Genomic DNA, 20,347 nt, shown 5'->3' with positions numbered 1-20,347 from the left:
GCGGGAACATGGGTTCGGTCGATGTCGGCGTGCTCGGTCAAGACCATCAACGGATATGCATTGGTCCGCGTGAGCGTTATCCGCAAAGGGTTTTAAGTCTTTGAGCATATCGTGATAGGTTGGTCGGCATGTGCTTCGTATGAACAAACCAAAGTCATGTTGCGACGCCCGGCAAAGCGTCGACAACTGGCTGGCCATTCGACAAACCTACTGAAAATTCTTCCCGATGCCAAGGCTTTGCGCGGTGACGTGCATCGCCTCAGGAACGGTCTGACGCTTATATGCCCGCTGAGTTCCGTTTTTGATCACGGCTGACGCGCACCTCTGTCATGCCGAGAGCTATTTTGAATAACCCGGCGGCAAAATTAAACGACTGCTACACTTCATTTGTCATTCAAGTGCGGTGGCGGCCGACTCTCAATGCCCCGCTCCGGTTTCTCTGGTTATCGCTCAGCGTGGGTGCCGTATGGGGTTTTCCCAGCAACGCTTTACCGTGCAAGATCGCGTCAACCGGTCTGCATGGCGCACCCGTAGCGCGCTCCGATGGTACGACAAGCTGAGCGATTGGACCGATCCTGGCGAGGCCGCGGCTATCGCTTATGTGCGCGCGGAAGTACGCGATCAACCTTTGCTCGATGTCGGTGTAGGCGGCGGACGCACGGTGCCGCTGCTGTCGCGCGTGAGCCCGGATTACACGGGTGTCGATTACACGCCCGAGCTGGTCGCGATATGTCAGAGAAATTATCCGAGCGTCCAGGTGCGTGTCATGGATGCGCGCAACCTGGCCGAATTCGAGGACAACAGCTTCGCGCTCGTTATGTTCAGCTTCAATGGCATCGATTCCATCGACAGTGAAGGCAGACGCAAAGTGCTAAGCGAGTTTGCACGCGTGCTCAAGCCAGGCGGTCTCGCATTGTTTTCTACCCACAATCTCGCCGGGCCGGGCTACAGGGAAACGTTTGCGCAAGCTTCGCATGTTTCGCAAGCGGAGAATGTCGTCGAATTCGGCATCAACTGCGCGCGGGCCTTATATAACCTTCCAATGGCGGCGTTCAATTATCTGCGTTATTCGCCTCTCAACCGGGAATACGACGGCTATGCACTACGCGTCTGCGCCGCTCACAGGTTCGGCATTCTGATCCTATACACGGATATCCAGACGCAGCGCCAACAATGTGCCGAGGCCGGCCTGCTTACCGAGGCGGTTTTCGGAAGTAATAGCGGCGCTCAAGTATCGGAACTGGCCGACGTTAGCGGCGAGAACTGGCTGCATTTCGTCGCGCGAAAGGTCTAGCGGTTCACTTCTGCGTTGCAATCGATTGATTTCTGCGTCGTCGATCATCTCGCCGTGCAGTCCCTAAGCAACGTGACCATCGTTCGCGCTAGCGGCGATTGCGCATCGGCACGGTACCGAAATGACTTTCGATGAGATCGCTGAGTCGCCAGAGCGAACATGGGCGACGGACGTGACCGTCGAAGCCGGCTTCTTTCATCGATGGCAGCGAATCGAGTGGTTGAATGTTGCTCATTGCAATGATCAACAAACCCGCCGTGTGTTCCGTTCGACGCAACTGCCGGACAGTCTCAAAGTCGGGTGGCGTGTCCATTCTCGTATCGAGCAGCAGCGCATGAGCTTTCCAGTGCTGCAGGAAACGCTGGGCGTCGCCGATTTCGCTTGCGTGTATTGCTTCGAATCCTCTCGTGGACAGAAGAAGCGCAAGCGACTTGCCTATTGGCCTGTCCTTATGCCCGATTACGATTCGCCTTTTGCTTGTCACGACAACCTTGCTGTCTGGTCGCCACAGCGCGAACTCCTGCTCGTCGTCCAACGGTAAGCGCCCTGTCACGATGTGCTCCTCTGACCTGCGTTGATCGACTAATCATTGATTGCGGGTCTTTGCCGATGCGGGCGCCGCGTTGCAGCAGACCTCGTCACACAGTGGCGCCATTCTGACCTGATCTAAACCGCGAACCGGTAATGACGTGCATGTCGCGCATTGCTGTTGTAAGTGCTTGCAGCACTCGGAACGAATTCCAGCGTGCTAGGTTACGCGCTCTGCGTGCGGGGCATATAGCCAAACTTCTCCATTGATATTCATAGATATCAGATGAGTTCGGAATTGCCTAGATCATTCCTGTTGTCGTTGTCCAACGTGTCGGAGCCCGCGAGCACTTCTACATCAGGTGACTCGCATTCTTCACAACGAAGTGCCTCTTCCGACAATTGCGACGAAAACAATTTCCCGCAAGACTGACAGTGGCACGTGAGCATTAGGCCTCCGAAGTGCAGCGCATACAACGTTCTGAGGAAAGGTTAGCACGTGGTCTCGCCAGTTTCAGATTCTTCTTCTCAATGAAGCAAAACGATTCATGCGTTGCAAAAAATTTGGATGTGTGGAAATTCTTAAATAAATAACGTCAGTTGATTGAAGAGGTTGCGCGTGAATCGTGAGCGTCGAACGAGCGTTATTTAGCCAGGCAATGAGCAATCGATCTGCATATCGAAGTAATTAGTCTTCCGCCGCTTGTCCGTCGCGCGCATATTGCGACGGCGAGCGGCCGACATGCCGGGTGAATGCGACGCTAAATGTGCTGGCGGAGCTATAGCCGACACGCTGCGCGATCTCCGCGATACGCCCTTGACTTCGCCGCAACAGATCCTTGGCGAGCGCCATGCGCCATCGAAGCAGATATTCCATCGGCGCCACGCCCACCGCGCGGCTGAAGCGCTCGAAAAAAGTCGAGCGCGAAAGCGCGGCCTCTTTCGCCAATTCGGCCACCGTCCACGCGTGCGCGGAGCGTTCGTGCATTCCGCGTAAGGCAGCCGCTAGACGAAGGTCCGACAGCCCACGCACGAGACCCGGCGACGCATCCGTTCCGGCCGTCGAGCGCAGCGCCTCGATCAGCAGCACTTCGAGCAATCGAGAAAGCACGACTTCGCGCGCGGGCCGCTGTTCGCGCGATTCCTCGCGAACCAGTCGCACCAGCGTGGCAAGCCGCCGTTCCCCGCGAACATGCACGAAGCGCGGCAACAGCGAAACGAGCAGAGCCGCGTCGGGTGAACCGAAGCTGCAGTGACCCGCCATCATGCGCGCGTCGATCGGGCTATCCGGCGGGCCGATCCTGAACTCGCCATTGCCGAGCGCAACGGGCGATTGCGTTTCGGAACCGAGCGGCGGCGCTTCGAGACTGGACACCGCAACGCCGTAAGCGGCGGGAATCAGCATGAAGTCGCCGGACAACAGTTCGATCGGCTCGTAGCCGTCGATTGAGATACGGCATCCGCCTTCGAGAATCACGCAATAAAACGGCTGGCCTGCGTCCGAGCGGCTGATGTGCCACGGACTTGCACCATGAACGAGCTTGGAGAAATTGGCAGCCGGTTGAAGCAGCGACACGACTTCGGCCAACGGATCGATCATTGCCGGACTCCTGCAAATGAAATCTGGATCATCGATTGTAGCGAGTACGAGAGCGGCGATCTATTGTGGTGGCACACGCAAATCACTTCAAAGGAGTCGTCATGCAAACCGTGTTGATCACCGGATGTTCGTCCGGATTTGGGCTCGAAATCGCCCGTCACTTTCTGAGTCGCGGCTGGCAAGTCATCGCGACGATGCGCACGCCGCGCACCGATGTTCTGCCGCCGTCCGAACGCCTGCGCATCTTGCCGCTCGATGTCACGAACGCCGAGAGCATTCGCGCGGCAATCGAAGCCGCGGGACCGATCGATGTCCTCGTCAACAACGCGGGCGTCGGCGCGGCGTCGCCCGCCGAACTCGTGCCCATTGCCACGGTGCGCGACATCTTCGAGACCAACACCATCGGCACCATTGCAATGACGCAAGCCGTGCTGCCGCAGTTTCGCGAGCGCGGGGCGGGCGTCATCGTCAACGTGACGTCGAGCGTGACCATCAAGCCCTTGCCGCTGATCGGCGCATATCACGCGAGCAAGGCGGCGGTGAACGCCTTCACCGAGTCGATGGCGCTTGAACTCGAACCGTTCGGCGTGCGCGCGCGCCTCGTTTTGCCGGGCCGCGCGCCGGACACGCGATTCGGCGACAACGCGCGCGCGCATATGCATGGCCTGGAGCACGCGGCTTATGCCGATCTCGTCAAGCGCGTCTTCGAGCAGTTCCAGGACACCGCGTCGCCGACCACGCGTGCGGAGGACATTGCCGAAGCGGTGTGGCGCGCGGCCACCGACCCCTCGGCGCCGATGCGTATTCCCGCTGGCGTCGATGCCGAGGCATGGGCCGCCGAAGCGCGCCAAAGGTGAAGCGAAAAATAATCCCAGCAAATCGACAGGCTCGAAATGCGCGGGGAGGGTAGTGTTGCCTCGTTCGACGCGGGCGGTCCACGCGTTGGGAAAATCAAACGATTTCATCAAGACGTGATCGTTCGCGATCGAAGCCGGACCTGACATCGTCCTTAAACACCGCACGATGTCGGGGCACGAATACATCCAGCGCGCGATCATGGTGCCGGCGTCCGCACTGAAGGACGTCATTAACACGTTGAAATTACCGATTATCTCCACTCCCCGTTGTTTGCATTTCACGCTTATCGCTAAAGAACTCGTAAGCATAATTACAGCCCGTTGAGCAAGCCCTGAAAACGATCATCTTTCGTCTTTCGATATGGACATTACGCTCTGTTACACTGCACTACCAACTAAAAAAAGCTGTCTACTTAGCGATTAAATCGGGGAAACACTCTGTTGGGGGCGGTATGCGTCTTTTTGTTTACCGTCTCGCGGGCGTCTCGACGCTCGGCGATGCGGCCTGCGTCTCTACGTTTCGCGCACCGGGCTTTACAGTTCGGGCTCTTCCACTTCTTATCGCACTTGCATCTGCTGGCAGTTTCCTTCACGCGCGGGGCGCCGAAGCTGCACCGCCTCTTCCTCAAGGCGGTAAATATGTCGCGGGCTCGGGAACCATCGCACAAAGCGGCGGAACCCTGAATATCAAGCAGTCGGGCACGAACGGCATTATCAATTGGACGAGTTTTTCCATCGGCGCGGGCAATACGGTTTCCATCAACAACGGAACCGGCGCAACTCTCAACCGCGTCACCGGCAACGACATGTCGGCTATCTACGGCACGCTCAAGAGCACCGGCAGCGTCTACCTCATCAATCCGCATGGCGTGCTCATCGGGCCGACGGGCGTGGTGGCGACCGGCGGACGTTTCGTTGCATCGACACTCGATACCGATAACGACTCGTTCATGAACAGCCCGGACTACTTCACGCTCGGCGGCAGTTCGAATGCCAGCGTGATCAATCTCGGGAAAATCAGTTCGTCGGGCGGCGACGTCTTCCTCATTTCGGCGAAGAGCGTCATGAATGCCGGATCGATCAACGCGCCGAAGGGCACGGCCGAACTCGTGACGGCGCGCGAAGTCGTGCTTGCGGACAGCGCATACGGCCAGCAAGTTGGCGTGCAGACGACGGGCACGGGCGGCGACGTGACCAACTCGGGCACGATCCAGGCGGCGCTGATCAGCCTGCAAGCGGCCGACGGCAACATCTTCGCGCTTGCGGGCAAGTCGGGCGCGCTGCGCGCCACCGGCACCGAAACGCGCGATGGCCACGTGTGGCTCGTGGCGCAAGGCGGTACGGTGGACGCACGCGGCGCCACCATTTCCGCGCGCAACGCGGATGGCAGCGGCGGCACCGTCGACATGACCGGCAACGCCATCAAGCTGAGCGAGGCGAAAGTAGGCGCGGGACAGTGGAACATCACGGCCCCGACCTTTACCGCCGACGCAGCGCCCGCCCGCACGCTGGCCGCGAACCTGAGCAGCGGAACGTCGATCACGGTCCATGCGAATGGCGCGGATGCCACCAAGGGCGCGGGCGACATCAACGTGACATCGAATATTCGGTGGAACGGGTCGTCGTCGCTGACGCTCGACGCCGGGCATTCGGTGACCATCGCGCCGGGCGCGACCATCGCCAACACGGGCGCGGGTAGTCTCACCTTGCGTGCGGACGCTAGCGCGATCGACAACGGCGGCAGCGTGACCAATCGCGGCACGCTCGACTGGTCGCACAGCACCGGTATCGTCTCGGCGCTGTACGACATGACCGGCAGCTACACGCCCGGAACCGTGCATGGCAACGCGAGTTGGAGCGCGGCGCCGTTCAGCGGTCTGCTCACGCAGGTCACGGCTTATCAGCTCGTCAATTCGATTGCCGATCTGCACGCCGTGAAGAACAACCTCGGCGGCACTTACGCACTAGGCTCGTCGCTGGAACTGGATGGCGCAACGGGCCTCTCGGGCATCGGCAGCGCGGTGCAACCGTTCACCGGTCAGTTCGACGGCATGGGGCATCTGCTGAGCGATCTGAACATTCCGAGCGGAGCGAATACGGGCTTGTTCGGCGTGGTCGGCCCGACCGGCATCGTGCGCAACGTACTGGTGGATAGCGCCACGGCGTCGTCGTCGGGCGGTCCGGTCGGTGTGCTTGCGGGCACGAACTACGGCTACCTGGTGAATGTCGCGAGCACGGGCATCGTCAACAAACCCACGGGTACGGCCACGGCAGCGGGGGGGCTGGTCGGCATCAACCGCGGACGTGTCGAGCGTTCGTGGAGCGGCGCGCAAGTCAATGGCGATGGCGAAATCGGCGGCCTAGTCGGCGAAAACGATGGTTACATCGGCCAGTCGTACACCATCAACTTCATGACGGCTGCCGCAACAGCGACGATCGGCGGGCTCGCGGGCGTGAACAGCGGCACCATCGAGCAGTCGTATTCGCAAAGCTTCGTGAATGGCGGCGCATATATCGGCGGCTTGGTGGGCAACAACACCGGCACCATTCGCCAGTCGTACAGCACGGCATCGCTTTCGCCGGGCACGGGGTCGCATAAGCCGGGCGCCATTGCGGGCACGAATAGCGGCACGATTGCCAAAGACGTCTTCTGGGACAAGGAAACGTCTGTCGCGACAGCGGGTGTCGGCAGCGGCAAGGCCATGTCCGCTTCGAGCGGTCTGACGAGCGCGCAAATGGCCACGCCGGCGAGCTTCGGTCCTACGTGGGACTTCAGTTCCAAGGGAACGTGGTCGCTTCCGGATGGCACGGAAGAGCCGGTCCTGCGCTGGACGGCTGGGCTGTAAGGCAGAACGGACGCGGGCGGACATCGTTCCGCCCGCGTCGATATCGAGATCGACGTGGGCGCGCATAAGCGTCGTGCCGTCGCGCTAAGTCGTCCTGGCGCGCGCGCCGCTTTCGCACACCGTCATCGCTAAGGTTTCCCCAGGCGCTTGCCGTTATCCAGACAGGCTCAGGAAAACGGCATGTCAGCGATGGCTCAGACGCACACGCATTACGACAATCTCAAAGTGACGCACAACGCGCCGCCCGAAGTCATTCGCGCGGCGTACAAGGCGTTGAGTCAGCGCTATCACCCCGACAGGAACACGAGTCCGGACGCGACAAAAATCATGAAGATGCTCAACGACGCCTACGCCGTCCTGAGCGATGCCGAATCGCGGCGCGGTTACGACGTGACGATTGCGCAACAGCTTCCGGAATCGGCTGCTTGGGGCGAGGTCGGTTCGCGTTCGTCGATCGGTGAATCGAATGCGAGTATCAAGCGCGGGAAGCTGCGCGGCTGGGCGTGGCTTCTGGCCGTTGGCGTCGTCGTGTCGATACAGTGGTTGGTCAGTGAACCGGCGACGCACAAGCCGAGCGTCGCTGCGGCTTCTTCTGGCGAGCAGGTTGCCCGTGTTGCGGCAAAGGCGGATGAACCCGTCGCAACGGTTGGCTACGCCGAGCGCGTCGGACGGCGCGTGCGCACGAATATCGCGTGGACCAATGGCGTGGCCGGACTCGAAACGGTGATCGGCGCGCGCTGTGCGCCTAATGGCGCGTTGCTGTCGGCGTCCATCGTACATTCGAGCGGCAACGCGCAATGGGACGAAACGGCATTGCGCGCCGTTCAACGCCTCGACCCGATGCCTGACGATACGAACGGCGAGACACCCGCCGCATTCGCCGTCACCGTGCGCTCATCGGGCAATTGACGCGAATTTTTCAATCAGCAACCCTGGCGCGATGTTCCCGCATCGAGCGTCTCTGAGCGCTTGTGCGCTACCGCGTGACTATCGTCGCGCATGTCTGCTCCGCAGGTTTCCAAGGCATCGAAGAAAAGCAGGTCTTGCGCAGATCGGGTTATCGTGCGACAGGCGTCGGCGGTTTCTTAGCCTCTACATTCTTTCGACGATAGGGGCATGCGCTTCTCATGCGGCCTGGCGCGCTAAGTCCGTGCTGTTGCCGCCACTAAAATAGCCACCGTGCGAAAGGCCTCTTGCCCAACATCGGTTCGCCTGTTCCGGAGAGTGCATGTTCGAGAATATGCTGCGTGTCGAAAGGGGACCAGACTGGCAGTTCCACGTCTACACGGATAGCTGGCTGGTCGCGGTCATGCTCGTGGCCGCCTTGCTGCTCGCCATCCTGCTGGCAAGCGCGATCTGCTACTACCTCACGCGCTGGATCATGCTCATGATCGTCAGCCGGCTCACGCGCAACGAAGGGCGCAAGTGGTTGATCGCCGCCGAGCGTCATCGCGTGTTTCACCGGCTTGCGCCGCTCGTGCCCGCTGCGATCGTCTATGCATCGGCGCCGACGCTCTCTGGTCTCACGATACCGTTTATCGCGGTGCTTGGACGGCCATTGGGCATTCTCGCCGCTTGCTACATGGTCTACACGCTGCTGCGCGCCGCGCTGGCACTGCGCGACAGCATCGACGAACGCTATAGTCACTTTCCAACTGCGAGCGAGCGGCCAATCAAGAGCTTTCTGCAGATCGCCACCATCGTGGTGTATCTCGTCGCGCTCATCTCCGTGGTCTCGCTCTTGATCGAGCGTTCGCCGGTCTATCTGCTTACCGGCCTCAGCGCGGTGACGGCGTTGCTCATCATCATCTTTCGTGACTCGTTGCTCGGCTTCGTGGCCAGCATCCAGTTGGCAGCCTACGACATGCTGCGCGTGGGCGACTGGATCGAAGTGCCGGGATTCGTCGCGGATGGCACGGTCATCGATATCGCGTTGAATACCATCAAGATACGCAACTTCGACAACACCATCGTGATGCTGCCAAGTCAGCTCTTGCTCACGAACAGCGTGAAGAACTGGCGCGGCATGAGCGAGTCGGGCGGACGGCGCTTGAAACACGCGATTCATTTCGATGTCGATACCGTGCGCTTCCCCGACGACGCAATGCTCGCGCAAATGCACGACGCCATTCGCTTGCCGGTGGGCGCTTTCGAAGGCGAGCGTCGCACGAACCTTGGGTTGTATCGTCGCTATCTGAGCGCTTATCTTCGCAATCATCCGGCGGTGCGGCGCGACATGCCGCTCGTGATTCGTCATGTCCAGACAGCGGCGCCGGTGGTCGCGCTGGAAATCTGTCTCTATCTCGACGAGATACGCTGGGAGCCCTACGAGGCAATGCTCTCGGATATGCTCGATCACGCGTATGGCGTCGTGCCGTTGTTCGGTTTGCGGTGCTGGCAAGAGGAGCGGAAGGGTTCCGCGGTTTGAAGACGGCGTTGCGATCAGGCGGCGTGCGTCTACAGTCAGCGTCGCGCGCGCCGCATGCCTTTCACCCAACGCTCCGGCCAAAACCGCCACACGAGCAACAGCAAGGCAAGCGCTGCCGGAATCCAATTCAGCTTGGTCGGCACGCGTTCCGAATGCGCAAAGCGCGCATCCGTCATGGCCATCAGCAAGTCCTGCGGCAATCGCAAACGTCGATAATCGAAGCCGATTTCTTTCGCAATCGACGCCAGATATTGTCCGCGCAATTCCGACAACTCTTCGTGACTCTCGACTTGAACGCTCGCGCCAGGTTGTGTCGGCACTTGAATGACTTCATCGGCGCGCCAGTAGCCGATACGGTTGCCGTCTTTATCCGTTCGCGGGATGGGCGCGGGCTGATCGCCGCCTATGCCGATAAGCCAACCCTTGAGTTGCGAGCGTGGAATGTCGCGCACGCGCTGATCGCCGGGAAGAATGGGCGGTGCTTCCTGGCCGTCCGTGATCATGAGAACACTGGCGTCTTGCCCGATACTGCGCGCCGTACGCACAGCCGCGAAGATACCGCCTTCGGCCACTCGGCTCCAGTTGGTCCAGCGCATCGTGCCATCGATACCGGCAAGCGAGGCAAGCAACGCATCGAAGTTGGCGCACACCTCGACGGGCGGCACCAGAAGCAAGGTGCTCTGGCCTGTGAAGATGCTCCAGCCTATCTTCGAGCCGCACGGCAAATGCTCGATGCTTTCGCGCATCGCGGCCCGCGCGAAGTCCAGTCTGCTGATCGGCGCGCCGCCGACGCCCACGTCCTCGACGCTCATGCTCTGCGTGATATCGAAAGTGACGATATAGCTGAACACGTCGCGTTGGAACATCACGCCGGGCATCCAGACGGCGGCAAGCAGCAATGGCACGGCGGCTACCGTGGCCCAGTGTCGCCGCCGAAGGAACGCAAGTGTCGCCGCGACTGCCTTCATGGCAGATCCTCGCTTTGCGCGCCACGCGCCTTCACCGTGGCCTGATGCTTGTAGTCGCGCTCTTCGTCGCTCGTCTGGCCCTCGGGTGCGAGCCACAACGCGCGTTCGAGGTTATAACGCGCGTCCCAGTCGTCGGGCGTGAGCCGCAGCGCGGAGCGATAGCGTTCCTTGGCTTGTTCGAGCAACGGCAGCGAGCGAACAGGACCGCCCGCACCGGGACCGGCCGCCTGACGCAACGACATGTTGGCAAGATCGAATAGCGCGGCCGTCTGCAACGCGGCATCGTGGTCCTGCACGAGCACGGAGTCATAAAGCTTCTGCGCGCCCGCATAGTCGCCCGCCTTCGACGATACGACCGCATGCGCCAGCCGAACTTGGGCGGCATCGTCCAGTGACTGCGGCTGCGCGCCTCTGGCGCTTACCGTCGACACCGCGCGCGCGACAGCATGCGCATGCTGCAATGTCGCCAAGTCGAAGAGCGCGACTGCTGCAAACACGAGCGTTGCGCCGCCGAAGGCAAGATGAACGGCCAATCGCTTCATGACCAGCTCCGTACCTGAACCGCGCGCAGCGCAAGCAACGCCGCGCAACCGAGCAATGCGGCGGCATAGCACAACGCGCTTTCGTCTTGCCGCGGAAAGCGCTCGTCGAAAGATACAACCGCGTTGTGCTGCTTGTTGATCTCCGACATGGCGGCGGCCATTGCGCCCGCGTCCTCCGCCTGATACAGCCGATACGGCGAGCCCAGCGTCTGAAAATAGCGATGCAGTTCAGCTTCGGCCGAGGCGTCGTCGGCGGGCGCCATCTTCGTCAGATCGGGACTGTAGACGCCGCTGCGCAGATACACGAAGTAAAGCGCGATCTGATTGCGCGCAAGACCTTGGCTGATCGCCGCGCGTGCAGCGGCATCGAGATGCGCGCCGCCATCGGACACGAGCACGATGGCGCGACGGCCCGCGTATTGCCTGCCATCGAACTGTTTGATCGCCGCGATGAGCCCGCGATCGAGCTTCGTATCCGGCATGCCGCGGCCTATTCCCGTGCCTGAGATCGCTTGCGTGATAATCTCGTGATTCGACGTGAACGGTACGGCAAGAACCGGGCTGATGCCGAACATGAGAAACGCAAAACGGTCGTCGGGTCGCTCGGCGACGAAGCGTTCGAGCGAGTGGCGAGCCACCGCGTTCTTGGACTGGCCGCTCGGTTCGGAGACAGGCGTCTTCGACATCACCGAGTCCATGCTCGCGCTACGGTCCATCAAAATGAGAATGTCCGCCGCCGTGCTCGTGCGCAAGACGTGCAGATGTGAACGTCCCGGTCCCGCGAGACCGATGATGATGGCCAGCATCGCGAGCACCGCGCACGCACGCCGCAGGTGTTCGACGGTCGCGCCGACAGTATCCGCTGGCAGCCAGTTCACCGACGAGAAAGCGAACGCCTCGCTCGGTCTCGGCAACAGCGGCAAGAGCGCGATTGGCAGTATGAGCAGCAGCCAGGGCCGGAGAAAGTCGACGGGCATGACGTCATTGCCCTCGCTCGGCCCGATACAGCGCACGCGCGAAGTCACGCAAGTCGAACGGCGCGGGAGCGGCATCGCGGACAAAGAAGCGTTCCTGCGAGCGCGTGTAGAACTCTTCGAGTCGCGGCTTCATCGATTGCAGATACGGCGCGCGCATGAACAACGTCGGTAGCGATGCCACATGCACGACTTGCCCGGCCGTTTCGTCGAGCGCGCGATGCACGTGAACCCAGGCATCGTCGTTCGCATCGGCATCGGTGCGTATATGCCGCCATGCGCGAGCGAACGGACGTTGCCTTGCATCGCGGCGGCTCGACCACCACCACCACGCGGCCCAGCTTGCGAGCGTGACGAGCAGCAACGCAAGCATGACGATCATGCGCCGATGAACCGCCGGATCATCCACGGGAATGACGAGCCGATCGGGCCTGAGCGCTTGCAGATCGCCCGCGCGAAACGAGGCGCGCGGCGTCAACGGCCCGACGCTGATCGGCCATGCAGGCACGCGCAGCACCGCGCCCGCAGCCGGCCTCAATTCGAGCGCGGGCAGTTCGATGTTCGTGAGAGCCTGAGCCGCGTTGGTTATCTGATATTCGAGCACCAGCCACGAGCGGCCCTGCGTGTCCTTGACGATTCGCGACGCACGGCGCTCGAACCACACGCCCACGCGCCCGGCCGATGGCAAGGCGACATCGTGGCCGTCGGTGCTCAAGAGGACGCGCTGCGTCAAGACATCGCCGAGAACGTGGCCGAAGGCGCGCGGCTGCTCGACCGTCGCGTTGACCGTCTGTTCGGCTCGCGCCGGTTTTATGCCGATCAGACCGAAGACGATCAGCATGAACGCGAGGATCATCGCCCGGTTGCCGCGCATCATGCGGACGTTTCCAGGAAGTGGCGCGAGAGGGCTTCGGCATTGAAGGCGCCTTCGACAAAGAAGGGATACGCGCCGCGTCTGCCGAAGGCCGTCTTCAAATCGTGGCGCCGCTTGGCGACGTTATCGCGCCATTGCCGAACCACGCGAGCACGCAGCCAAAGCGTGCGGTTTCTGCCGGTCTCCAGATCGCGGACCGAGAGAAATCGGCCTTGCGCGGGCGGCTCGATTTCGGCCGTATCCCAGATGACCATCGGCACGACTTGCGCGCTGACGAGACGATCCAGCGCCGTATCGATACGGTCGAGCGGCCAATGAAAATCCGAGACTAGAAAGACGAGACCGCGACGCCCGGCAAGACGTTCGAGTGCGCGCTCCAGCCCGGCATTTTTTGGCGTGGCGTGCGATACCCCTTCGAAACCGCGCAGCAGCGCCGCCATGTCGTCGCCGATGCCGCGTCCGTGTCGCGCAGGCATGAAGAGGTCTTCGCGCTCCTGCTCGTCGAACGCGAGCATGCCGACCTGATCGCCCGCGCGAAACGCGCTATAGCCGAGTGCTTCGACGAAATCGGCGGCCAGATCGAGCTTCGAACGTTCTGCGCCGAAGAGCATCGACGCCGATACGTCCACCACGACTTGCACCGGCACCGCGACACGCTGCAAATGCAGACGCACGAGCCACTGCGGCGGCACGGAGCGCTGGCTTGCGCGCAAGTCGAGGCGTCGCGGGTCGGGATGATCGAAGAGACGCGCGTGCATCGCGAATTCCTGCCCCGCGCCGAAACTCGTGCCGGGATGCGAGCCAGGCCGGAATCCGCTGGCGCGCCCCGGCAGCCGATAGTGGAATTCGACTGGGTTCTTCATGGCATCACGGCACCGCGATTTTCCGCATGATCGTCGCGGTTAATGCCTCGGCGAGTTCCTGCCGACGCATCTCATAGACGGGCGTAAAGAACACGCGATGACCGAGCGCGGGCAGCAGCACCGTATGAACGTCTTCGGGAATGGCGTGCAGACGGCCGTCGAGCCAGGCGTTCACGCGCACGGCGCGCACCAGCGCGCTCATGCCACGCGGACTTGCGCCGGCAAGGATCAGCCGCTCCATGTCGACGCCGTCCAGTTGAATGTCGAAGCGCTGAGGCGTTTCCGTCGCCTCCCAGATCTTCAGGATGTAGCTTTCCATGCTCGGACTGAGCGTCACGCTACGCTGGATCGCCGCGCCGATATCGTTGAGACGCGTCGAATCGATCACGGCGGACGGGACGCTTTCGATGAGCGCATCGGCGTCATGGAACGCGGGATCGAAGACGAGCGCGCGACGCACATCGGTGTCCGAAGGCGTCGGCATGTTCAGTTCGAACAGGAAGCGGTCGCGCGCGGCGGAAGCCAGTTCGAAGGTCTCGTCCTTCTCCACCTTGTTGCGGTCCGCGAACACCGTCATATGCGGAAAGCGATATTCGCGGCCGAAGGCGGAGACGGAACGCTCGGCCATCGCCCGAAGCAGGAGCGATTGAACCTGCGGGCGCGACCGGTTGATCTCATTGAAAAAGAACGTGGTCAGACCTTCGCCGTGCCGCAAGAGCGGACCGGGATCGATGCGCGGTTTGCCGTCGGCATCGACGAAGGTGTGATAGATGAGATCGCCCGGCATCAGGTCGATGGTGCCTTCGATCCGTTCGAAGTCGCCGCCGGTCGCGCGAGCGAAGGCGCGCAGCAAGGTCGTCTTGCCAACGCCGACGCCGCCTTCGAGCAACACGTGCCCGCGAGCGAAGAGCGCAATCTTGATTAGATGGATGGTTTCACGCTGTCCCACCACGGCGCTCGCCACGGCCAGTTCCAGCTTTTGTGCGGCGCGGCGCCAGTCTTCCAGTTCGGTTTCCGATGCCATGGTCGTTGTTATGAGGCAGTGCGGTCTGTTCAGGATTACCGGAGCGAATGCATAAGATATGCCGATGTAGTCCGGGCTTGGCTTTCAAGCGGAAAAGGGGAGAGTAGAGCGGAGCATAGTGTCATCCATCGACAACACTGTGTGGCAGCGTTTCGGTGTGAAGCGTGTGAGGCGTGTGAGCGTTCAACTCGCCTTCGCAAGCGGCGTTTCAGTCTCGACAGCTGAATCGATCTGCGCGAGCAAGGCTGACGCAACGGCCAGTTGCGCGGGCACCAGATGCCTCGTTTCCAGAATCTGCATGACACGCCGCCGCCAGTATGCAAGCGGCAGCACGCGGTTTCGATCGCGCACTTCGTCCGGAATGACGATGCGCAAGTGCGCCAGGTCGGCGTCCGTCAAGCGCAGTTCGTATGATCCGGTGGGAAATGGGTCGTTGGGTTTCATGCCTGTATATCGGCAAGGAACACGAATTTCCTGAGTGCTGTGGAAGCCTGCCGCAAGCCCAATGATCGACACTAAAATTGTTACACGGTCGCTGAAATGTTTTGCCGATCGGTGGGAATCGCTTTTCGCGTGATCAAACGAAAAAGGCCGCATTCCCTGAGGAAAGCGGCCTTTTCACGCGGCGCACGATGCTGTCTCGCCGCTATCTTCACGCCAGGTTATTGACCCGCTGCCGGCGAAACCACGCTCGGGGTAGCCAGCGTGTTATTGGTCTTCGGTGCGCTCGTGGCCGACGTCGAAGTGCCGTTCGTGCCGCTAGGAAGCCCCGAATTCGGCGCACGGGCGCCCATGCCGCTGTCCGAGTTCGTCACGCCCGGCGTGCCGTAGCCGCCCGTTGCGCGGTTCACCTGATTTGCCGGGCTGGCCGTGCTCCCGGAGGACCCTGCGCCACCGTTCGAGCCGCCTGCTGACTGCGCGAAAGCGCCGGCCGACAAGGTGAGTGCGGCGACGGCCGCGACTAAAGTGCTGATTGCTTTGCTCATGATCCGTCTCCTTTAAGGGATTGGAATATGGAAACAGACGAATGCCGCCTGCTTGCCTGTTAGGCAGCAAACAGCGTGCCGCAGGCTTTCAATTCGCATAGAGCAGGCCGGCATCAAGTGAGGAGCATTTTCGGCATGAAAAGCCGCAAAGCCAGTCCCCATGCGACGCCTATCTCATGCATCGATGTTCGATCGTTAGCCAGCTTCAGGCATCCCGTGGCCCATTTCGTCGATGACGTCACAGATTGACGATAGTCAGTGTCGTCATCTCGATTCGCTCACATCCTCCATCAACATCCGCGCGCCTTTCTCCGCCACCATGATCGTCGGCGCATTCGAATTGCCGGACGTGCAACCGGGCAGAACGGATGCATCGATCACGCGCAAGCCTTGCACGCCGCGCACGCGAAGCCGGGGATCGACCACGGAATCTTCGCCGCCGCCCATTCGACACGTGCCGACCAAGTGATACCCCGACACACCACGAGCCAACGCATAGTCGAGGAGCGCATCGTCGGCGATGACGTTATCGCCCGGCAGCGTCTCGTGCTCGATGTATCGCGCAAGCGCGGTCATCGAAAAAATCTTGCGGCCAAGTTTGAGGCCCGCGACGACGGCCGCTTGATCGCGCGCATCCGTGAGGTAGCGTGGAGAGATGACGGGCGCCGCGTCAGCATCGGGCGAAGTGGCGTGCACGCTGCCCTTGCTATGCGGGTACGACTGATAGATGGCGAGTGTCATGCCCGGCTCGCGTTCGAGCGCATACGTGCCCGGCTCGAAGCTCGCGGGCGCGAAGCTCAGTTGCAGATCGGGCGCGTTGGCTTCAGCGCTGCTGCGGGCAAACGCGGCGCACGTGCTTGCGCCGCACGTGAGCAGGCCCTTTCCCGCCACATAGCGCGACAGTTCCTTGAAAAGCGCGACGCCATGCGTGCGTTCGTTGAAGGTCGACTGGCCGCGCACGCGTTGAGTGACGCGCACGGAATAGTGATCGCGCAGATTCTCGCCGACGTTGTCGTTCTCGTGCACGACGTTCACGCCGAGCTTCTGCATCAGCGAGCCCGGCCCGATGCCCGACAACTGCAATAGATGCGGCGAGCGGATCGCTCCGCACGCCACGATCACCTCGGCACGCGCGCGAACCTTGATCGTGCGTCCCGCTTGCGACACCTGCACGCCAACCGCACGCGTGCCATCGAAGAGAATGCGTTCTGCAAGCGTGTCGGTCATCGACCCGAAATTCGCCCGTTTGCCGATACCTCGAAGATACGTCTGCGCCGGCCCCGCGCGAAACCGTCCCGCGCGATTCTGTTGAAACGGCGCCGCGCCTTCGCGCTCGACGCCGTTATGACTTGCGCGGACCGTCATTCCAGTCTGGCCGCACGCATCGAGAAACGCCTGACTGAGCGGATGCGTCTCCATGAAATCATTCACCGGCAAGACGTTCGCCGGGCTCGCACCGCCCGCATTCTCCATCTGTTCGTAGATGGGCAGGATGTCGTCGAAGGACCAGCCCGCGCAACCTTCATCGACCCAACGCGCATGTTCCGCTCTGGCCGAACGCACATAGAGCATGCCGTTCATCGACCCGGTGCCGCCGAGCATGCGCCCCTGCGGATAAGCGATCACGCGCGAATCCATGTGCGGCTGCGGCGCCGACCGATAACGCCAGCTCAGAACCGGATGCTCGATCAGCGAAAGAAAGCCAGCAGGAATGTGGATCATCGGATGACGGTCGCGCGGGCCGGCTTCGATGAGAAGCACGCGATGCGCGCCGCTCGCCGATAACCGGTTCGCCAAAACGCAACCCGCGCTGCCGCCACCGACGATCACGAAGTCCGCTTCTCGATCCCATTGCGTCGACATGTGGCCTCAGTAACTCGTCACATTTGCGCGCCTGCCGGCAAGCGGACCCGCAGCGGCGGCTTCGGCGATGAGCGCTTCGCTTGCACGGCGCAACGCACGCGCACGCTCCATGGGCGGCGCGAGATTCGGCAAGCCGTGCATCGGAATCTCGACGGATATCACGGTGTCAGGCGGCAGCGCGCGGACCATCGAGCGCAGATCGATACCGCCATCGCCCGGTGGCAAGCGCGCCTGCCGCGCCTGGAAAATGAGTTCGGCGTCGGTCGTCGGGCGTTCGCGCGGCGCATCGCATAACTGAAAATACGCGAGCTGGTTCGCGGGCAATGCTGCGATTTCCTCCGCGCTGCCACCCGAACGATCGACGTGCATGGAATCGACGATGATCGAGCCGGTGCCCGCAAGCGTCAGCACGCGACGCGCGGACGCCATGTTCTTGATGCCTGTCCACGGCATGAATTCGAGCCCCATTCCAATGCCGTGAAGTGCGCCGAGTTCGAAGAGTCGCGCATAGCGATCCGCGATGGCCGCTTCGTCCGGACTGTCGCCCGCAACCAGCATGTGACGCGCGCCGAGTTCGGCGGCCGCCGCAAGCAAGGGCTCGTGCGCGTCGATGTCGGTATCGGGCAGCAGGCGCACGATTTCGACATCGTGCACGGCTACGTTCAGATCGCACATGCGGGCGAGGGTCTCGCGCATCATCGGCGTGAGCGTGGCGCCGATCATCGGATGCTGATGCTCGCCGGGCGCCACGGGCGCAAGCCGCAGATTCACCGAACGAAAGCCCGCCGCGCTGGCGGCCTCGATCATTTCCGGCGGCGTGAGTTCGATCAGGGTCAGGTGCGCAAGGGAGAGCAAATGCGTCATGGCGTCAGGCGTTCAGGCTGATGGGTTGAATGTCCTGGGCGCTTTCAGCGCCGTCTTCGAGCGTGTCATGCTTGGCGAAAAACGCGAGCGAGCGCGCGACGCCATCTGCGAGCAAGGTCACGGGCAAGCCGGGAAGCACGCGGTTTAAGTCGTCGGGCGGAAGGTCCGCGACAATCGGCAACGGCGCGCCGCTGGCGGAAAGACGCGCGCCGGGCACTTGCCTGCCAATCTCTTCGATGAGTGCATCGGTGCTCTGCACATCGCCGCATAGATTGAAGACATGCGCGCCTTCGACCACGCGCGTGAGCGCGGCCCAGAAGGCTTCGACGACATCGTCGACATGGATCATGCCGGTGCGGCCGGTGAAGGGAATCGTGTAGAGCTCGCCGCGCGCCGCCGCCTGGCACGCGAGACTCACGCCCGCGCTTGCGCCGTCTTCGCGCCCCGGACCGTAGACCACGAATGGACGAAAGCCCACGCTGGCCACCGCGCGTCCGTCCGGACCGGCGTTGTACCAATAGCTACGCGCGCAGCCTTCCGTGGCGAGCTTGAACGCGCCGTAGTGCGTGGTCGGTTCGGGATACGCCGCGTGCTTCGGTCCGTAGACGCCCGCCGAACTCGTGTAGACCACGCGCGCGATGCCGTGCTTCTTCGCGGCCTCGAAGACGTTCAGCGTGCCGATCACGTTGATGGTCGCGCCGCGCACCGGATCGTTCTGGCAGAAGGGCGTGAGCACGCCGGCGAAGTGCGCGACGGCATCGCAAGCCGCGAGCGCCTGATCGACCGCGCGGGTATCGCCGATATCGCCTTGCAACCATTCCACGCGTTCAAGCGATGCACCCAGCAGCACACGAATCAGCTTGCCCGGCGGATTCAGGTCGAACACACGCACCGTTTGTCCTTCGGCGAGCAGGCGTCTGACCAGCCACGCACCGATAAAGCCATTGCCGCCCGTCACGCAGACTTTCATTGCCGCCTCCGATGTCTCGTTCGTTCCTCGATTTCACTGACTAACTAGTAGGTTCGTTAAATCGGTGGTGGTAGATTAATCGATGGAGAAACATGGACACTTGGGGATAACCCCAGTCGCCAGCCATCTACTTGAACGATCCGATGCCATCCGATACCTACGAATCCGTTCCCGCGCCCGAGCCGAAGCGGACGAATCAGCGCGATCTGGCCGCTGTGCGCACGCGCGCCGAGATTCTACAAATCGCCACGGAAGAGTTCGCGCTGCACGGCTACACGGGCGCGCGCGTGGACGCGATTGCCGAGCGCATGCGCGTATCGAAAGCGATGATCTATTACTACTTCACGAACAAGGACGGGCTCTATCTCGCGGTGCTTGAGCACGTTTATTCGTTGATCCGCGATGCCGAGGAAGCCACGCGTCTCGATCAAGAAAGTCCGGCCGAGCAGTTGCTCTCGCGCTATATCGAGAACACGTTCGAGTTTCACGAGAATAATCAGGTGTTCAGCCGCATCATCAGCATCGAGAACATACACAACGCCACGTTCCTGAAGAAGTCGCCGACCATCAAGGCGACGAATCGTCCGGTGCTCGAAACGCTGACGAACATTCTCCATCGCGGCATTGCGGCGGGCACGTTCCGACGCGACATCGGCGCGGTGGATTTGCACTATCTGATCAGCGCGCTGTGCATCTATCGCGTGTCGAACCGGCATACGTTCGGCACACTGTTCGATGTCGACTTCGCCAAAAAGTCGACACGCAAGAAGCAGCGGATGCTCGCGGTCGAGTCGGTGTTGACGTTGCTCATGAAGCCGGCCGCGGATTGACTGGCCGTTCGTAACCGTCGCACGAAATTAACCCCT

General features: G+C 61.7%; 19 protein-coding genes. 6 read left to right on the top strand and 13 right to left on the bottom strand.

Going from position 1 to position 20,347, the window contains the following annotated elements:
- Positions 1–466: 466 nt before the first annotated feature.
- Positions 467–1,294: a class I SAM-dependent methyltransferase gene (locus LDZ28_RS26615; RefSeq protein ID WP_244831559.1), complete on the top strand. Its 828-nt coding sequence runs from the start codon at positions 467–469 to the stop codon at positions 1,292–1,294.
- An 88-nt stretch (positions 1,295–1,382) separates the two neighbouring features.
- On the opposite strand, the gene LDZ28_RS26610 is transcribed toward LDZ28_RS26615, so the two are convergent.
- Together LDZ28_RS26610 and LDZ28_RS26605 are read right to left on the bottom strand one after the other, a co-directional pair.
- Entirely contained in the window at positions 1,383–1,829 is a 447-nt protein-coding gene (locus LDZ28_RS26610) for a histidine kinase (RefSeq protein WP_244831558.1), read from the bottom strand.
- Between the two features lie 681 nt (positions 1,830–2,510).
- A complete protein-coding gene (locus LDZ28_RS26605; RefSeq protein ID WP_244831555.1) occupies positions 2,511–3,422 on the bottom strand; it encodes an AraC family transcriptional regulator in 912 nt (303 codons plus the stop codon).
- Positions 3,423–3,523: 101 nt separating this feature from the next.
- Here LDZ28_RS26605 and LDZ28_RS26600 point away from each other — a divergent pair, with 101 nt between their 5' ends.
- From LDZ28_RS26600 to LDZ28_RS26585, 4 genes are all read left to right on the top strand, one after another.
- The gene (locus tag LDZ28_RS26600; RefSeq protein ID WP_244831553.1) at positions 3,524–4,279 is read left to right on the top strand and encodes an SDR family oxidoreductase; all 756 of its coding nucleotides are present in this window, start codon (positions 3,524–3,526) and stop codon (positions 4,277–4,279) included.
- A 452-nt stretch (positions 4,280–4,731) separates the two neighbouring features.
- Positions 4,732–7,125 (top strand): filamentous hemagglutinin N-terminal domain-containing protein, encoded by a 2,394-nt coding sequence (locus tag LDZ28_RS26595; protein ID WP_244831551.1) that lies wholly within the window; start codon positions 4,732–4,734, stop codon positions 7,123–7,125.
- A 180-nt stretch (positions 7,126–7,305) separates the two neighbouring features.
- The gene (locus tag LDZ28_RS26590; protein WP_244831549.1) at positions 7,306–8,034 is read left to right on the top strand and encodes a TonB family protein; all 729 of its coding nucleotides are present in this window, start codon (positions 7,306–7,308) and stop codon (positions 8,032–8,034) included.
- Positions 8,035–8,353: 319 nt separating this feature from the next.
- Entirely contained in the window at positions 8,354–9,553 is a 1,200-nt protein-coding gene (locus LDZ28_RS26585; protein ID WP_244831548.1) for a mechanosensitive ion channel family protein, read from the top strand.
- A 35-nt stretch (positions 9,554–9,588) separates the two neighbouring features.
- Here LDZ28_RS26585 and LDZ28_RS26580 read toward each other — a convergent pair whose 3' ends face one another.
- The 11 genes from LDZ28_RS26580 to LDZ28_RS26530 form a co-directional block, all read right to left on the bottom strand.
- The gene (locus tag LDZ28_RS26580) at positions 9,589–10,521 is read right to left on the bottom strand and encodes a vWA domain-containing protein (RefSeq protein ID WP_244831546.1); all 933 of its coding nucleotides are present in this window, start codon (positions 10,519–10,521) and stop codon (positions 9,589–9,591) included.
- Entirely contained in the window at positions 10,518–11,063 is a 546-nt protein-coding gene (locus tag LDZ28_RS26575) for an MxaL protein (RefSeq protein ID WP_244831544.1), read from the bottom strand. The genes LDZ28_RS26580 and LDZ28_RS26575 overlap by 4 nt, the downstream gene beginning before the upstream one ends.
- A complete protein-coding gene (locus LDZ28_RS26570; protein ID WP_244831542.1) occupies positions 11,060–12,040 on the bottom strand; it encodes a VWA domain-containing protein in 981 nt (326 codons plus the stop codon). Before LDZ28_RS26570 ends, LDZ28_RS26575 begins: the two co-directional genes overlap by 4 nt.
- A gap of 4 nt (positions 12,041–12,044) precedes the next feature.
- Positions 12,045–12,914, bottom strand: a complete 870-nt coding sequence (locus LDZ28_RS26565; RefSeq protein ID WP_244831541.1) for a hypothetical protein — start codon at positions 12,912–12,914, stop codon at positions 12,045–12,047.
- Positions 12,911–13,774, bottom strand: coding sequence for a DUF58 domain-containing protein (locus tag LDZ28_RS26560; RefSeq protein ID WP_244831538.1), 864 nt, complete (start codon positions 13,772–13,774; stop codon positions 12,911–12,913). Before LDZ28_RS26560 ends, LDZ28_RS26565 begins: the two co-directional genes overlap by 4 nt.
- A 4-nt stretch (positions 13,775–13,778) precedes the next feature.
- The gene (locus LDZ28_RS26555) at positions 13,779–14,798 is read right to left on the bottom strand and encodes a MoxR family ATPase (RefSeq protein ID WP_244831537.1); all 1,020 of its coding nucleotides are present in this window, start codon (positions 14,796–14,798) and stop codon (positions 13,779–13,781) included.
- 183 nt (positions 14,799–14,981) lie between these two features.
- On the bottom strand, positions 14,982–15,242 hold the full coding sequence (locus LDZ28_RS26550) for a hypothetical protein (protein ID WP_244831535.1): 261 nt from the start codon (positions 15,240–15,242) through the stop codon (positions 14,982–14,984).
- Between the two features lie 218 nt (positions 15,243–15,460).
- Complete coding sequence (locus LDZ28_RS26545) at positions 15,461–15,784, bottom strand: hypothetical protein (protein ID WP_244831533.1); 324 nt, start codon at positions 15,782–15,784, stop codon at positions 15,461–15,463.
- Between the two features lie 264 nt (positions 15,785–16,048).
- The gene (locus LDZ28_RS26540; protein ID WP_244831531.1) at positions 16,049–17,647 is read right to left on the bottom strand and encodes a GMC family oxidoreductase; all 1,599 of its coding nucleotides are present in this window, start codon (positions 17,645–17,647) and stop codon (positions 16,049–16,051) included.
- Positions 17,648–17,653: 6 nt separating this feature from the next.
- The gene (locus tag LDZ28_RS26535) at positions 17,654–18,511 is read right to left on the bottom strand and encodes a sugar phosphate isomerase/epimerase (protein WP_244831530.1); all 858 of its coding nucleotides are present in this window, start codon (positions 18,509–18,511) and stop codon (positions 17,654–17,656) included.
- A gap of 4 nt (positions 18,512–18,515) precedes the next feature.
- Positions 18,516–19,481, bottom strand: a complete 966-nt coding sequence (locus tag LDZ28_RS26530; RefSeq protein ID WP_244831522.1) for an NAD(P)-dependent oxidoreductase — start codon at positions 19,479–19,481, stop codon at positions 18,516–18,518.
- A 143-nt stretch (positions 19,482–19,624) separates the two neighbouring features.
- Between LDZ28_RS26530 and LDZ28_RS26525 the strand changes: the two genes are divergently transcribed.
- Complete coding sequence (locus tag LDZ28_RS26525; RefSeq protein WP_244831520.1) at positions 19,625–20,311, top strand: TetR/AcrR family transcriptional regulator; 687 nt, start codon at positions 19,625–19,627, stop codon at positions 20,309–20,311.
- The last annotated feature ends 36 nt before the right edge of the window (positions 20,312–20,347 follow it).

The organism is Caballeronia sp. TF1N1, assembly GCF_022878925.1.
Lineage (GTDB): Bacteria > Pseudomonadota > Gammaproteobacteria > Burkholderiales > Burkholderiaceae > Caballeronia.
The sequence above is the reverse complement of the archived record's forward strand: the minus strand, read 5'-3'. Positions and strand labels throughout refer to the sequence as shown.

Bases quoted from the DNA above. Each gene is read 5' to 3' on its own strand.
- LDZ28_RS26615 (WP_244831559.1), top strand. From the start codon at position 467: ATGGGGTTTTCCCAGCAACGCTTTACCGTGCAAGATCGCGTCAACCGG.
- LDZ28_RS26605 (WP_244831555.1), bottom strand. From the start codon at position 3,422: ATGATCGATCCGTTGGCCGAAGTCGTGTCGCTGCTTCAACCGGCTGCC.
- LDZ28_RS26600 (WP_244831553.1), top strand. From the start codon at position 3,524: ATGCAAACCGTGTTGATCACCGGATGTTCGTCCGGATTTGGGCTCGAA.
- LDZ28_RS26595 (WP_244831551.1), top strand. From the start codon at position 4,732: ATGCGTCTTTTTGTTTACCGTCTCGCGGGCGTCTCGACGCTCGGCGAT.
- LDZ28_RS26590 (WP_244831549.1), top strand. From the start codon at position 7,306: ATGTCAGCGATGGCTCAGACGCACACGCATTACGACAATCTCAAAGTG.
- LDZ28_RS26585 (WP_244831548.1), top strand. From the start codon at position 8,354: ATGTTCGAGAATATGCTGCGTGTCGAAAGGGGACCAGACTGGCAGTTC.
- LDZ28_RS26580 (WP_244831546.1), bottom strand. From the start codon at position 10,521: ATGAAGGCAGTCGCGGCGACACTTGCGTTCCTTCGGCGGCGACACTGG.
- LDZ28_RS26575 (WP_244831544.1), bottom strand. From the start codon at position 11,063: ATGAAGCGATTGGCCGTTCATCTTGCCTTCGGCGGCGCAACGCTCGTG.
- LDZ28_RS26570 (WP_244831542.1), bottom strand. From the start codon at position 12,040: ATGCCCGTCGACTTTCTCCGGCCCTGGCTGCTGCTCATACTGCCAATC.
- LDZ28_RS26565 (WP_244831541.1), bottom strand. From the start codon at position 12,914: ATGATGCGCGGCAACCGGGCGATGATCCTCGCGTTCATGCTGATCGTC.
- LDZ28_RS26560 (WP_244831538.1), bottom strand. From the start codon at position 13,774: ATGAAGAACCCAGTCGAATTCCACTATCGGCTGCCGGGGCGCGCCAGC.
- LDZ28_RS26555 (WP_244831537.1), bottom strand. From the start codon at position 14,798: ATGGCATCGGAAACCGAACTGGAAGACTGGCGCCGCGCCGCACAAAAG.
- LDZ28_RS26550 (WP_244831535.1), bottom strand. From the start codon at position 15,242: ATGAAACCCAACGACCCATTTCCCACCGGATCATACGAACTGCGCTTG.
- LDZ28_RS26545 (WP_244831533.1), bottom strand. From the start codon at position 15,784: ATGAGCAAAGCAATCAGCACTTTAGTCGCGGCCGTCGCCGCACTCACC.
- LDZ28_RS26540 (WP_244831531.1), bottom strand. From the start codon at position 17,647: ATGTCGACGCAATGGGATCGAGAAGCGGACTTCGTGATCGTCGGTGGC.
- LDZ28_RS26535 (WP_244831530.1), bottom strand. From the start codon at position 18,511: ATGACGCATTTGCTCTCCCTTGCGCACCTGACCCTGATCGAACTCACG.
- LDZ28_RS26530 (WP_244831522.1), bottom strand. From the start codon at position 19,481: ATGAAAGTCTGCGTGACGGGCGGCAATGGCTTTATCGGTGCGTGGCTG.
- LDZ28_RS26525 (WP_244831520.1), top strand. From the start codon at position 19,625: ATGCCATCCGATACCTACGAATCCGTTCCCGCGCCCGAGCCGAAGCGG.